We start from the raw sequence: 13,989 nt of genomic DNA, 5'->3' as shown, positions 1-13,989 counted from the left end.
GCCGGCAGCGGGGCCACGCGATCCCAGTGGATCTCGAGGCCCGGGCGCGAGATGGCGTGCGCCGCCTCGTCGCGGGCCGCCTCGGGCAAAGGGGCGACCGCCGCGCGCGCCGCCGCCAGCTGGTCGGCCATGCGATCGATCCGCGCGCCCTGCTCCGTGTCGCGCAGCGCGCGCTCATGCACCCACATGCTGCCGATGTGCAGCAGCATCAGCCCGCCCAGCAGCAGCAGCGTGATGCGTCCGGCCAGGCTCGCGGGCCAGGGCGACCTCATGCCCGGGTCACGTCCGCCACCAGCACGTATCCCGCCCCGCGCACGGTCTTGATGAGGGAGGGGCTGTCCTCCTCCGGCTCGATCTTGCGGCGCAGGCGGCTGACCTGGACATCGACGGTCCGGTCGAAGGGGTCGGCGCCGATGCGCCGCTTGGCGACCTCGAGCAGCTGTTCCCGCGACAGGACGCGCTGCGGGTGTTCGAGGAAGGCGATCAGCAGGTCGTATTCGGCGCCCGAGAGATCGACCGCGACACCCTCGGGGGAGGTGAGTTCCCGCCGCGCCGTGTCCAGCACCCAGCCGGCGAAGGCCAGCCGCCGCGACCGCGGGTCGGGCTGCGCATCCGCCGGCGCGGCGCGGCGCAGCAGGGCGCGGACGCGCGCGACCAGTTCCCGCGGCGCGAAGGGCTTCGCCACATAGTCGTCGGCGCCGAGCTCGAGGCCGAGGACGCGGTCCATCTCCTCCCCCCGCGCGGTCAGCATCAGCACCGGAACGCGCGACCGCTCCCGCAGGCGGCGGAGCAGGTCGAGGCCGGAGGCGCCGGGCAGCATCACGTCGAGCAGGATCAGGTCCGGCTGCCCGGCCGGGCTGTCCAGCACCTCCCACATCTCGCGCCCGTCGCGGGCGGTCGAGACGCGGAAGGCCGCTTCGCGCAGCAGGCGCGCGACGAGGTTCCGCATCTCGCCGTCATCCTCGACGACGAGGATATGCGCCTCGGGGTCGAGCAGGCGGCGTTCTGCGGCGTCGCTCATCTGGCCGCTTCGATGGGCGCGTAGCGCGCCTGGACGCGGGGCTGCCCGGCGGCGGGGACCAGCTGCACGACGACGCGCAGGCCGGGCTCGGCCCGGAACTCCCCGCTGGCGACCAGCGCGGTGCCATCGGGCCGCGGCGCGAAGGTGACGGTCTGCTGGCGGCCTCCGGCCAGCACGATCCCGGTCGCGGTCGCACCGGTCGCGGAAAGCGGACGGTCGTTCGTGTCGTACAGGAAGAAGGTCAGCCGCCCGTCCTGCGCCAGCAGCTCCCCATGGTAGCTGCCGATGTCTTGCATCTGGCCGCCATTCGGCCCGCGGGAGGGGCCATGCGCCAGCGCCAGGGACGGCAGGAGGATCAGTGCGGCGGCGATCAGGCTGCGCTTGGTCGGCATCGAAGTCTCCTCGGATCAGAATGTCTCGGGCGCGAGCGCCCCGCCAGCGCGGCGTTCCTCGGCCTCGGCGCGCAGCCGTTTCAGCGCCGGGCGGCCGAAGCGGTGGAACAGGATCGGCGTCACCAGCGTATCGAGCAGCGTGGCGCTGACCAGGCCGCCCAGGATGGTGATGGCGACCGGGTGCAGGATCTCCTTGCCCGGCGCGTCGGCGCCGATCGCCAGCGGGATCAGCGCGAGCCCGGCGGAGAGCGCGGTCATCAGGACCGGCGTCAGGCGTTCCGCGCTGCCGCGCAGCACCAGCGCCAGGCCCCAGCGCTCGCCCTCGTGCAGCGCGAGGTTCAGGTAGTGGCTGACCTTCAGGATCCCGTTGCGTGTCGTGATGCCGGTGAGGGTGACGAAGCCCACCAGCGTCGCGACCGACAGCGGCTGCCCGGCGATCCAGATCGCCGCGACGGCGCCGATCAGCGCGAGCGGCACGTTGCCCATGATGATCACCGCCAGCATGGCCGAGCGGTAGCGGGAGTAGAGCACGACGAAGATCAGGCCGAGCGAGATCAGGGCGAGGACGGCGATGGTGCGCATCGCCTCCTCCTGCGCCTGGAAGGTGCCTTCCAGCGCCGTGGTGTAGCCCGTGGGCATCGGCATGCGCGCCAGCTCGGCGCGGATGCCGGCGATGACCTGCGCCATGTCGGCATCGGGGGCCGTGTTGGCGAGCACCACGATTCGCCGGCGCGCGCCTTCCCGCAGGATCTGGTTCGGGCCGTCCCCTTCCTCGACGCGCGCGAGCAGGCCGAGCGGCACGCGCCCGTGCGGCGTGGGCACGAGCGCCTCGGCGAGGCGGGCGGTGGTCCGGTCCTCGTCGGCGAGGCGCAGCACCACGTCGAAGCGGCGCGCGCCGTCCAGGATCTGGCTGACGACCGTGCCGCCGGTCAGCGATTCCAGCGTTTCCGTCAGCGCCGCCGCCGAGACGCCGTAGAGCCCGGCGCGCTCATGATCGACGGCGATGCGCAGCTGCGGGATTCGCACCTGGCGCTCCAGCTGCAGGTCGGTCAGGCCGGGCACGTTCTCCGCCAGCCGGCCACGCAGCGTCTCGGCCAGCGTCCGCAGCGTGTCGAGGTCGTCGCCGAAGATCTTCAGCGCGACCTGCGCCCGCACGCCGGAGAGCATGTGGTCCAGCCGGTGGCTGATCGGCTGGCCGATGTTCACCGCGGCCGGCAGGGCGGCGAGCCGCGCGCGGATATCGGCCAGCACCTCGGGGCGGGGACGTCCGCCTTCGCGCAGGTCGAGGTCGAGTTCCGAGGAATGCACGCCCTCCGCATGCTCGTCCAGTTCCGCCCGGCCGGTGCGGCGGCCGACACCCTTCACCTCGGGGACCTGCATCAGCAGGCGTTCCGCGACGCGGCCGAGCGCATCCGATTCCGCCAGCGAGATGCCCGGCTGGTAGGTGACGTTGATGACGAGCGTGCCCTCGTTGAAGGGCGGCAGGAAGGCGCGCGGCAGGAAGGGCACGCTGGCCGCGGCGATGGCGACGCCGCCGAAGGCGAGGCCCAACACCAGCGGCCGGTGCGCGAAGGCCCGGCGCAGCAGACGGTCCTGCGCCGCCTTCAGCCCGCGCACCAGCGCGCCGTCGCCCGCATGCATCCGCCGCATCCGCGGCAGCAGCCAGTAGGAGAGCACCGGCGTGACGGTGACGGCGACAAGCAGGGAGCAGAGGATGGAGACGATGTAGGCGATGCCGAGCGGCGCGAAGAGCCGGCCCTCGATTCCCGTCAGCGCGAAGAGCGGCAGGAAGACCAGGACGATGATCAGCGTGGCGTAGACGATGCCGGACCGGACCTCGGCGCTCGCGGCCGCCACGACCCGGATCGCGGGTTCCGGCACCGCGCGCGCGGCGTTCTCCTTCAGGCGGCGGAGGATGTTCTCCACATCCACCACCGCGTCGTCCACCAGCTCCCCCACCGCGATGGCGAGCCCGCCCAGCGTCATGGTGTTGATGGACAGGCCGAAGGCCGCGAAGACGATCGCCGTCAGCAGGATCGAGAGCGGGATCGCCGTCAGCGAGATGAAGGTGGTCCGCGTGTTGAGCAGGAAGGCGAAGAGCACGATCGCCACGACGACGAAGGCTTCGGCGAGCACCTGCTGCAGGTTGGCGATGGACTGCGCGATGAAGTCCGCCTGCCGGAACTTCACCCGGTCCGCCACCACGCCGCGCGGCATGCCGGCCTGGAGTTCGGCCAGCGCCGCCTCCACCGCGCGGGTGAGGCGGATCGTATCGGCGCCGGGCTGCTTGGCGATGGCGAGGATGACCGCGGGCTGGCCGTCCACGCCCGCCTCGCCGCGCTTGAAGCGCGGGCCGTATTCGACGCGCGCGACCTGGCGCAGCGCGATGGGCTGACCTTCCCGGAAGCCGACGGTCGCGTTGCGCAGGTCTTCCAGCGAGGTGGTGCGGCCGATGTTGCGGATCAGGAACTCCCGTCCCGCCTGGTCCACGTAGCCGCCCCCGGCATTGCCGCCGAACTGGCGCAGCGCGGCGATCAGCTGCTCGTTCGTCAGGTCCAGCGCGTGCAGCCGGTCGAGATCCGGCATGACGCGGAACTGCCGCACCTCCCCGCCGATAGGGATGACCTGGGAGATGCCGGGGATGGTCAGCAGCCGCGGCCGCATGACCCAGTCGGCCAGGTCGCGCAGCTCCATCGGGCCGGTCGAGCCGTCCGCCGGCGCGGTCATCGCCACCAGCATGATCTCCCCCATGATGGAGGAGACCGGTGCCATGGCGGGCAGGACGCGCGGGGGCAGCTGCGCCTGGATCTGGCCGAGCCGCTCGCCAACCTGCTGGCGCGCGCGCCAGATGTCCGCCCCCCAGTCGAACTCGACGAAGACGATGGAGAGCCCGACGGAGGAGACCGAGCGCACGCGCATCACGCCGGGCAGCCCGTTGACCGCCGTCTCGATCGGGAAGGAGACGAGCTGCTCGACCTCCTCCGGCGCGAAGCCCTCGGCCTCGGTCATCAGCGTGACGGTGGGCCGGTTGAGGTCGGGGAAGACGTCGACCGGCATGCGCGACAGTGTGAAGATGCCATAGAAGCTGACCAGCAGCGCCGCGACCAGCACGAACAGCCGGTTGCGCAGCGAGAAGCCGACGACGGCGTTGAACAGCATGGTTCAGCGGACCTGGGCGATCAGCGCCGCGCCCTGCACCACCACGCGCTTGCCGGGCTCGAGCCCGGCCGTCACCACCACGCGCGTGCCGTCCAGCGGCTGCACGCGCACCTGTCGGGGGATGAAGCGCTCGGCGGTCGCGTGCTCGAAGACCACGGGCGGGCCCTCGGCGCTGCGCACCACCGCATCGGCGGGCAGCACGATGCCCTGCACGGCGCGCGCAGTGCGCAGCGTGACGAGGACCGAGATGCCGATCGGCGCATCCGGCGGCGGATCGTCCACCCGGAAGTTCACCGGCACCGCCTGCTGCCGCACCGTCAGCCCCCGCCCCATGAAGACGAGGTCCAGCACGCGGCCATCGGGCAGGGTGGCGTTGGCGCCGGTGATGCGTTCCAGCGCCGCGCGGTCGAAGGCGAGCGCCTCCACCCACAGGCGGCTCGGATCGACGATCTCGACGACGGTGGTGGCGCTATCGACCAGCTGGCCGACGGCGCCGCGCACGGTCGAGACGATGCCCGAGACCGGCGCGACCAGCGGCTCGCGCCCCGACAGCGCGGGCTGGATCGCGGTGCGGCGTTGGCGCGCGCCGGCGAGTTCCGCCTGGGCGTCCACGATCTCGCGTTCGGCCACCGTGCCGCGCAGCGATGTCAGGCGGCGGACGCGGGCTTCGAGGATGGTGATCTGCGCATCCAGCTCGGCGGCGTTCTGGATCAGGCTGCCGCGTTCGGCGGCGCTGTAGGTCGGCGTGACATAGGCCAGCACCTGCCCGCGTTCGACCCGCTGGCCGAGCGTCGGGAAGCCGGCATCGCCGGGTTCCAGCCGCCCGTTCTGGCTCGCCTGCACGCGGCCCGAGGCGTTCGGGTCGGGCACCAGCGTGCCGATCATGCGCAGCGCGGCGGAGGCCTCGCCATGCTCGGTGATCTGCGTCCGCACGCTGAGCAGCCGCTGCGAGGGCTTCGGCACGAAGATGGCGCCGTCCTGCAGGCGGCGGGGCGCCTCCCCGGTGACCAGCGCCGGCTGAGCCCCCGCCGGGGCCGCCGCGAAGGCCGTAAGGAGCAGCAGCGCCGCGGCGCGCCGCGTCGTGGCCTCGACCGGGCGGATGACGGGTGCCTCCTCGACCATCGGCGGCAGCGGGCGGCGGACGGAGGCGCGCCCGAGCAGGAGGCCGAGCGCGAGCAGCCCGAGGCCGATGCCGATCTGGACGGCGCCGCTGCGCAGCAGGGCCAGCGCCTCGACCACGGCGCCGGGCGTCGCCGCCGGTGCCGGCACCTCCAGCGTCGCGGTCAGCAGGTCCATCTCCTCCGCCGCCGTCACGGTGAACACCAGGTCGAGCCGGCCCGGCCGTTCCAGCAGCGGATGCCGCGCGACGAAGAGACCGATGCCCTGGCGCTCCGCGGCGACCTCCTGGCCGTCGAGGGTCAGGGTGACGGCCCCGTCGAGCGGGCTGTTGTCGGCGTAGCGGTCGAGCGTGAGGGTGAGCGCGCCGCCAGGCTGGAGGATGGCGACGATCTCGAAGAGGTCGCTGTGAGCCTCGGCGCGGGGCAGGGCGGTTGCCACCGGCTCGGGTGCGGCGCCGTGGTCATGTCCTTCATGCGCGGCGGTGGGGTGGGCGAGCAGGAGCACGGCGAGCACGCCGAAAACGGCGCGGCGAAGCCAGGCCTGCGGCCGGCGCGGGGCGGGACGAATGGGCATGGAGCGCTCCTGGACCGCGTCTCCATGGCGGCATCCATGCGACGACGCCGCGCAGGATCATGACAAAGTATGTCCATGGCGGCGGAACGCCGGCCGGCGGGCAAACCGGGGGGCGGAGCGGGCGACGGCGCGCGGGCCAGGGGCGGGGCCGGGACTGGCGTCCCTCACGCGACGATCCCGAGAACCGGTGCGAGAGCGTAGCGACGGACCGGGGGCAGTGGGCCGCGATCGCCTGCAGCGCGGATCAGGCACGCCGGGTTGCGCCGAAACTCGGCGGCGCGCGGCGGATAGGTCTGCTGATCGCGACGGGGATGTCCCGGCGACGGAAGCCCCACAGGATCCGTGGCGCCGTTACGCCTGTTCGATGCCGCCGGGCGCGCGCGCAGGGGCCAGTTGCGCGCGGACATAGGCGATGTCCCGGCGCAGCGCGAAGACATGCCGGCGATAGGTGAGCGGCAGCGAGAGCCGTGCGACGCGCCCTTCGAGCGCCTCGAGCCGCTCGCGCAGCGCCGCGCGCGCGTCGTCGCCGCGCGCCTGCTCGGCCTCCGCCTCGATCCGGCGCAGCGTGTCGTAGTGGCGCCACACCCGCCCTTCCATCTGCCACGCATAGAGCGTTGGTCCGAACCGGATCAGCGGCACCGCAAGGCCGATCACGGGCAGCAGCACGAAGAGCAACCGCTCCACCCACACCGCGACCCAGAAGGGAAGCCAGCGCTGCAGCGCGGTGCTGCCGCGCGCGTAGTAGCGCTCGGCATCCGCGTTCATCGGCAGGTCCTGCGCCAGCGCGTTGGGGAAGGTGCCCTCGGCCCCGAACAGCGTGCGGGGGCGGTGAACCTGCTGCATGATCCCGACCAGCAGGCTCACCACCTGCGGGTGGATGTCCTGGTGCGCGACCACCGAGGCCACCGACGCCAGCAGCGTCACGGATTGCTCGGGCAGGTCGGCCGCCAGCGACAGCCCGCCCTGAGGCAGCCGCACCGTCGAGAGGAAGGGAAGGTGCACGCCGTAGGCGTCGGCGCGCTCCGCCACATCCACCAGGCGCACCGAGGGGGCGGCGCGCACCAGGGTGGCGACCGCCCCGGTGGTGCGCGCCGAGACCAGGATGGCGGCGTCCGCGGCGCCCGAGAGCAGTGCCTCGGCCGCCGACGGGCCGGTGATGGGCAGCGCCTCGATCTCCAGCGGGCCGATCTCGTTCGCCGCCAGGAGCGCCAGTGCCAGCACGCGCGTCCCGCTGCCCTCGGGGCCGATCGCCACGCGCCGCCCGCGCAGGTCCGACAGGCGCCCGATGCCGGCCTCGGCGCGCAGGAAGATCCAGGCAGGCTCGTGGAACACCGCGCCGAGCGAAACCAGCCCCGCATCGCGCGCGGGATCGGCGATGCCGCCCTGGACCAGCGCAAGATCCACATCCCGCGCGCGCAGCATGGCGAGGTTCTCGACCGAGCCCTGCGTGGGCACGCGGCGGACGCGGAAGCCTGTCTCCTCGAGCCGCCGGGCATAGGCCTCGGCGGCGAGCGTATAGGCCGAATCGGGCACGGTGCCGATGGCGATGCGGATCTCGCGCGGCGGCGCCGGCGCGGCCAGCGAATAGCCCAGCGCGCCGCAGGCCAGCAGCAGCAGGGTGCTGGACAGCGCCCAGTGCCGGACCAGCCAGGGAAGAATGCGCTGCATCGGCCCCGACCATGGAACGGCCCGCCGCCCTCGGCAATCCGGTTGGCGGCGTGTGGCCGGGCGCCGTGCCGTCCCATCCATGAGGCAAGGAGCCCGCGGAGCGCCCCGATCCGACCCGGCTGCCCCCGCACGCGGGCTAACCTGCAGGACGGCGTGCACCGCGTCCCACTGCGCCTGGGTGACGATGGCGTCGTGCTCGCCGGGATAGGCCGTGCCCTTGTGGACCGCCTCGCCGAGATACACGCGGTTGCTCAGGACTCGGTAGACGTCGCTCTTCGTCAGCGGGCGCCCTCGCTTCGTGGCGGCGCCCTCGCCGCGCAGGATCTGAACCAAGCGGGTGCAGGATTCGGTCTCCACGAAGCCCTGGAAGATCCGCCGTACCAGCGCCGCCTCGGCGTCGTTCACCACCAGCTTGCGTTCGCGCACGTCGTACCCAAGCGGCACGCATCCACCCATCCACATGCCGCGCTTGCGCCGGTCCGCAGCCAACGAGCATGTTCGAGCGCTCCAGCGCGCGTGGCATGAGCTTGCTTCCGACTTCAGCGAGAAGGTGGCCTCGGGGAAGGTCGTGCTGTGGGGGCGAATGGCGCAGCCGTTCCGGCGACACGACAGCGAGCCGCTCCCGGCAAGCTGGGCCCGAGAGCTGCTCTACTACGGCAGCCGCTTCGAGATCGTGAACGCATTGCGTGCCAGGCGACCGGAACTATTCACGGGCTTCGTGGCCGACGCCGCCAAGCACCACATCCGCTGCCCGAACGAAGATCAGCACACCTTCCCCGGGGCAGACGCCGCGACCTTCGTCGTCAATGCGAGCGATAGCCGCACTAGCGGCTTTGTCATCCATTGCCGCCACGCCCACTGCACAGGCGTGGATCGGCTCGCTTTCCTAAGGCGAATGCTCGAGCAAAGCTGGCTCTCGACCGCAGACCTGACCGATCGCGACTTTCTTCGCCCCGAAGCGGATGACGGAGGGAAAGACTGGCGCGACGAATGCCTGCGCAACGCTCACGGCGATCCACGTCCGATCCTGGCCAACGCGCTTACGGCCCTGCGCCATGCGTCCGAATTGTCGGGTCTGGTCCGACTGGATCAGATGCTCGGCACTCCGTTCCTGATGCGGCCTGTCCCGGGTCAGGATATCGTCGATGGCGAACCCTACCCCCGTCCTCTGCGCGACACCGACGTCTCTGCCCTGCAGGAGTGGCTGCAGCGGGCGGGGCTCGCCGGACTTTCAAAGGACGTCACGCACCAGGCGGTCGAGGCGCGTGCAAGCGAACTGGCCTTCCATCCGGTTCGCGGCAGTCTTGAGGCTTGTCGCTGGGACGGTACGCCGCGGGTCAATACCTGGCTCGCAGCACATCTCGGCGCCGAGCTGACCGACTATACATCTGCCGTCGGCCGCATGTTCCTCGTGGCCCTGGTTGCCAGGATCTTCGAACCGGGCTGCAAGGCGGACTACATGATGATCCTTGAGGGACCTCAGGGGGCAGGCAAGTCGAGCGCCTGTCGGATCCTCGGTGGACCCTGGTTCTCGGACGCGCTGCCTGACATCCGGAGCGGCAAGGACGTGCAGCAGCACCTCCGCGGTCGCTGGCTGATCGAGGTACCGGAACTGTTTGCCTTCGGTCGGGCCGAGACGGCCGCACTCAAGGCGCTGATCACGCGCACGGTCGAGCGATACCGACCGAGTTACGGCCGGCAGGAAGTGAACGAGCCCCGCCAATGCCTGTTCATCGGGACGACCAATAAGACCGTCTATCTGCAGGACGAAACTGGCGCCCGTCGTTTCTGGCCGGTTCGCGTCGGTGCGATCGACCTGGCAGGGCTCGAGCGCGACCGCGATCAGCTACTCGCCGAAGCGGTCCACCTGTACCGCCATGGCGCCCATTGGTGGCCCGATGCCGCCTTCGAGCAGCAGCACATCCGGCCCGAGCAGGAGGAGCGGTTCGAGGCGGATGTCTGGGAGGACGAGATCGTCGCGTTCCTGACGGACCGGTCGAGCGTCACTGTCTGCGAGATCGCCAACCGTGCCCTGCGGCTCGACACGCCGCGGGTGAGCACGCGCGACCAGCGTCGGATCACAGCCATCCTCGAGCGGCTGGGATGGCAGCGAGGGCCACGCAGCAGCTCAGCGCGGCCGTGGGTCAGTCCGGAGCGTCGCCATGACGCATGACGCACATGACGCACTTTCTCTCCTAGGGGTGGGTGCGGTGGGTGAGTCATCAGGGGAGTCCAGAAGCAGTCCGTCATGTGCGTCATCTGCGTCACGGGGTTTCGGCGCCGTCCGTTGCCGATCGCCCCATTCGAAACGTCCCGAGGAGCGCCGCCATGGCCATGCCTGACGCTTTGTTCAAAGACTTCCCCGCCTACAAAAAGGCCAGCGTGGCTGACCTAATTCCCTACGCCCGCAACGCGAGGACGCATTCCGACGATCAGGTCGCGCAGATCGCCGCCTCGATCCGCGAGTTCGGCTTCACCAATCCCGTCCTGACCGATGGCGCCAACGGCATCATCGCCGGCCACGGCCGCGTGCTGGCCGCGCGGAAACTGGGGCTGACGGAGGTGCCGGTCATCGAGTTGGCGCACCTCATGCCCGCGCAGCGCCGCGCCTACGTGCTCGCCGACAACAAGCTGGCGCTGAACGCCGGCTGGGACGAGGACCTCCTCCGTGTCGAGCTTCTGGACCTGCAGGGGGCGGGCTTCGATCTGGGTCTGACCGGCTTCGACGCAGACGAGATCGCGGGGTTCCTTGCCGAACAGACGACCGGCCTGACCGACCCCGACGAGATCCCGCCGCTGCCCGAGACGCCGGTCACGCGGCCTGGTGACGTCTGGCTCCTGGGGCGCCATCGCCTGGCCTGCGGCGACTGCACCGATCCCGCCGTCGTGGCTTCGGCCCTGGGTGGCGTCCGGCCGCATCTCATGGTCACGGACCCGCCCTACGGCGTGGAGTACGACCCCGCCTGGCGCAACCGTGCCGGCGTCAGCACCACTACCCGGACCGGCAAGGTCGAGAACGACCACCGCGCCGATTGGCGCGAGGCCTGGGCGCTATTCCCCGGCGAGGTCGCCTATGTCTGGCACGGAGCCCTGCACGCCACGACGGTCGCGGAGAGCCTCACCGCCTGCGGCTTCGATATCCGCGCCCAGATCATCTGGGCGAAGGACCGGCTGGTGCTAGGGCGCGGCCACTACCACTGGCAGCATGAGCCGTGCTGGTACGCTGTGCGCGGCCAGGGTCATTGGTCGGGCGACCGCAAGCAGACGACGCTGTGGCAGATCGCCGGCCGCAGCGAGGATGCCGAGACCGTCCACGGGACCCAGAAGCCGGTCGAGTGCATGCGCCGGCCGATCGAGAACAACTCCTCCCCCGGCCAGGCGGTGTACGAGCCGTTCTGCGGCAGCGGTACGACCATCATCGCCGCGGAGGTGAGCGGGCGGGCCTGCCACGCGATCGAACTTTCCCCAGCCTATGTCGACGTCGCGGTGGCGCGCTGGGAGGCCTTCACGGGGCAGGCGGCGATCCGCGAGGGCGACGGGGCGCGGTTCGACGCGCTGGCCGCCCCGCCGGCTACGGAGGCGCGCCATGCGGCGGTATGAGCCGACCGCCGAGCAGCGGCGCACGGTCAAGACCATGGCGGGGTTCGGTGTGCCGCACGAGGACATCGCCACCTTCCTCGGCATCGACCCCAAGACGCTGCGCAAGCATTTCCGGGAGGAGTTGGACCGGGGGACGGTGGAGGCGAATGCGAAGGTGGCGCAGTCGCTGTTCCAGATGGCGACGCAGGGCAAGAACGTCGCGGCGGCGATCTTCTGGATGAAGGCGCGGGCGGGGTGGCGGGAGAAGGTCGAGCTCAAGCCGGTGATCGAGGATCTCGAACAGCTCACGGATGCGCAGCTGGAGGCGATCGTGCGCAGCGGACGCGTGCCCCGTCATCAGGTCGAGGTGAAGCTCGTGGACGAGACGCGGGGTGATGACGGCACCTGACCGAGCCGTACTGCGCGACATCGCATCTGTTCAACACCGAGCAACGACCGTTGGTCAGTCACGAACAGACGCGATGACGTCTCGCGGTGGGCAAGGCATCGCCCTACGATTGGCATCAGGAGGGTCGTCAGATGCGCTTCAATCACGTCGCCAATCGGCTCGAGGTCCAGCACTTTGAGACGGTCGTTGATTTGCTTGTGACCCAGCTTGGCTTCGTCCCCTTGCGGCGCACCGAGCGGTCGATCTGGCTGCGTCAGCCGGGAGCGAACATCGACCTGCAGTTCAGCCGTAGCGAGACCGTGCATCGTGACACCGACAAGCTGCGATCGCAGATCGCGTTCCTGGACGATCATCCGAGAGCAGCCCTGGAGCGCCTTGCCGACTGGCTCAGCGCACGCGGGATCGAGGCGAGCGTCGGCAGCTACTCCGACCGGGAATTCTATCTCGAGGTGCGCAGTTGATCACATGTGAACCGCATCTTGCGGCGCGGCGCCTTGTCGAGACGGCGTGGCGCTGATCACTCAATCCGAAAGACGTCGATCGAGGTTGTGATCGGCCCGCGACGTGGCCAGTCCGGTGGATGTACGGCCGTCAGCCGAGCATATTGCCCCATGAGCCGCGTCAAGGTGCGCTCCGTGCCATCAGGCTCTCGAAACATCAACGAACGCGGCGACAGGACCTGTCCGATGTAGGTCCGGCAGGTGGCTGGCGCTTGCGAGAGGCTGGTTTCCTGGGGCGGTCCGACGCACGAGATGACCTCAGCCTCTCCGCCCATTGGCGCCGACAGAACGAGCAGCAATGCTTGGCGCCCCCGGCCGCTGTACCGGTTGGCCCCGCTACTCCAGGAGCCGACCAGGTCGATCGCAGATGCAGCGTCACGCCGGAACGTCCTGCTCGTGATCCCTGCCGGCAGCGGAATTCCACGCGTCTCTGCGTCGACGACCGTCCTGCGCGTTGGCCTCTGCGCCAAACCGGAGGGCGACGGCAATGACGCGAATACGAACCCTTGCTCGAGGCTTGAATTGTCCCACGGGATTTGTCTGCCGCCCGTCGACTGACGGACGATGCGACGCACACGCCCCAGCATCTCCCGCACATCGATCCCGGGCGTTTCGATCTCGCTCAGCAAGGCTGACGTGAACGGACTATTGCTCCCGGTCCCGTCCAGGGCGACATCCCCCGGCGCAGTTGCGAAGGCGATCAACATGCCTGCGGATGAGCGCACCGGCGCGAGTCCTCGGCCAAGTGAGCGCGTCCCTGAACGGGCGCCTTCGCGCCCCCGGCGCGGAGCGGGTGCCGCCGACGCGAAGGGATTGTCCCTGCATGAGTCCAAGAAGAAAAGCGTCGTCTCCGCCTGCCCTCGCAGGGCATCGACCGCGTCGTTGAATGACACGCCCTGCTGCGATGGATCGCGACCGGCAGCCAACGATACGTCGATCGGGAACAGGACGTTGGTTCCATCGATTTCAGCCGCGTGACCCGCATAGAAGAGAACAGCGGCTTCCTTGCCCGCTGCGGCTTGCGCGAATCTCCCCATGGCGCTGACCATTTCCGCGCGCGTTGCGTCGATCATCAGGGTCGTCTGAAAGCCGAGGCGCCGCAGCGCCGAGCTAACGGCGGTTGCATCACTCGGCGGGTTGGCTAGCGCCGGGATACCACCGGAATACCGACCGTTCCCGACAACCAGAGCGACGCGGCCGGTAGCTGCTCGCGCCGCAACAAGCGGCAATGCCAACGGAGGCGCGATGAGCAGCGTTCGGCGCAGCAGTTTCAAGGAGCCCAGCATGCTTTGCCCTTCGAAGTAGCATCTCAACTCAGTATTGCTGCCCCAAATGCCCAAAATCCATGTAGCGGTCGTCCGAGCCAGCAAGCACGGGCTCAGTACATCCCATCTGGCTCAGTTCGGACCGGCAGGGACAAGGCGTCGCTCGGTCAGACCTTCGGTAAGCGCGGCGTAGAGGCCCGTCTTCCGCTGCGGGCGGTGAATGTGCTGGTTGGGCCTGGGGCTGGGAGCTTCGGGCCGACATTATGGTCGACGTTAATGACGACGCGAAGGCTGGCGGGTATCG

10 protein-coding genes and 1 pseudogene are annotated in these 13,989 nt (G+C 70.3%); 4 read left to right on the top strand and 7 right to left on the bottom strand.

The features are described 5' to 3' along the window. The 6 genes and pseudogenes from HW577_RS10925 to HW577_RS10900 form a co-directional block, all read right to left on the bottom strand. Positions 1-272, bottom strand: a pseudogene (locus tag HW577_RS10925) (ATP-binding protein); the annotation flags it as partial. Beyond that, positions 269-1,021, bottom strand: a complete 753-nt coding sequence (locus tag HW577_RS10920) for a response regulator transcription factor (protein ID WP_198376166.1) — start codon at positions 1,019-1,021, stop codon at positions 269-271. The pseudogene HW577_RS10925 and the gene HW577_RS10920, both read right to left, overlap by 4 nt. Continuing rightward, positions 1,018-1,413 (bottom strand): hypothetical protein, encoded by a 396-nt coding sequence (locus tag HW577_RS10915; RefSeq protein WP_198376165.1) that lies wholly within the window; start codon positions 1,411-1,413, stop codon positions 1,018-1,020. Before HW577_RS10915 ends, HW577_RS10920 begins: the two co-directional genes overlap by 4 nt. 15 nt (positions 1,414-1,428) lie before the next feature. Continuing rightward, positions 1,429-4,572 carry an efflux RND transporter permease subunit gene (locus HW577_RS10910; protein ID WP_332837628.1) on the bottom strand — a complete coding sequence of 1,048 codons (3,144 nt, stop codon included), beginning with the start codon at positions 4,570-4,572 and terminating at the stop codon, positions 1,429-1,431. Positions 4,573-4,575: 3 nt separating this feature from the next. After that, positions 4,576-6,264, bottom strand: coding sequence for an efflux RND transporter periplasmic adaptor subunit (locus HW577_RS10905; RefSeq protein WP_198376164.1), 1,689 nt, complete (start codon positions 6,262-6,264; stop codon positions 4,576-4,578). Between the two features lie 351 nt (positions 6,265-6,615). Continuing rightward, positions 6,616-8,376: a TAXI family TRAP transporter solute-binding subunit gene (locus tag HW577_RS10900; protein ID WP_332837626.1), complete on the bottom strand. Its 1,761-nt coding sequence runs from the start codon at positions 8,374-8,376 to the stop codon at positions 6,616-6,618. Positions 8,377-8,392: 16 nt separating this feature from the next. On the opposite strand from HW577_RS10900, the gene HW577_RS27050 reads away from it, so the two are divergent. The 4 genes from HW577_RS27050 to HW577_RS10880 all read left to right on the top strand — a co-directional run bounded on the left by HW577_RS27050 (position 8,393) and on the right by HW577_RS10880 (position 12,381). Beyond that, positions 8,393-10,105 carry a virulence-associated E family protein gene (locus HW577_RS27050; protein WP_198376162.1) on the top strand — a complete coding sequence of 571 codons (1,713 nt, stop codon included), beginning with the start codon at positions 8,393-8,395 and terminating at the stop codon, positions 10,103-10,105. A 209-nt stretch (positions 10,106-10,314) separates the two neighbouring features. After that, a complete protein-coding gene (locus HW577_RS10890; protein WP_332837625.1) occupies positions 10,315-11,532 on the top strand; it encodes a site-specific DNA-methyltransferase in 1,218 nt (405 codons plus the stop codon). Continuing rightward, positions 11,519-11,920, top strand: a complete 402-nt coding sequence (locus HW577_RS10885; RefSeq protein ID WP_198376161.1) for a hypothetical protein — start codon at positions 11,519-11,521, stop codon at positions 11,918-11,920. The genes HW577_RS10890 and HW577_RS10885 overlap by 14 nt, the downstream gene beginning before the upstream one ends. A gap of 131 nt (positions 11,921-12,051) precedes the next feature. Next, the gene (locus HW577_RS10880) at positions 12,052-12,381 is read left to right on the top strand and encodes a VOC family protein (RefSeq protein WP_198376160.1); all 330 of its coding nucleotides are present in this window, start codon (positions 12,052-12,054) and stop codon (positions 12,379-12,381) included. Between the two features lie 56 nt (positions 12,382-12,437). Here the strand turns inward: HW577_RS10880 and HW577_RS10875 are convergent, their stop codons facing one another. Then, positions 12,438-13,706 carry a caspase family protein gene (locus tag HW577_RS10875; protein ID WP_198376159.1) on the bottom strand — a complete coding sequence of 423 codons (1,269 nt, stop codon included), beginning with the start codon at positions 13,704-13,706 and terminating at the stop codon, positions 12,438-12,440. Between the last annotated feature and the right edge of the window lie 283 nt (positions 13,707-13,989).

Origin of the sequence: Neoroseomonas rubea (assembly GCF_016106015.1) — a bacterium.
Lineage (GTDB): Bacteria > Pseudomonadota > Alphaproteobacteria > Acetobacterales > Acetobacteraceae > Neoroseomonas > Neoroseomonas rubea.
This window is presented reverse-complemented; position numbering and strand designations above follow the sequence as displayed.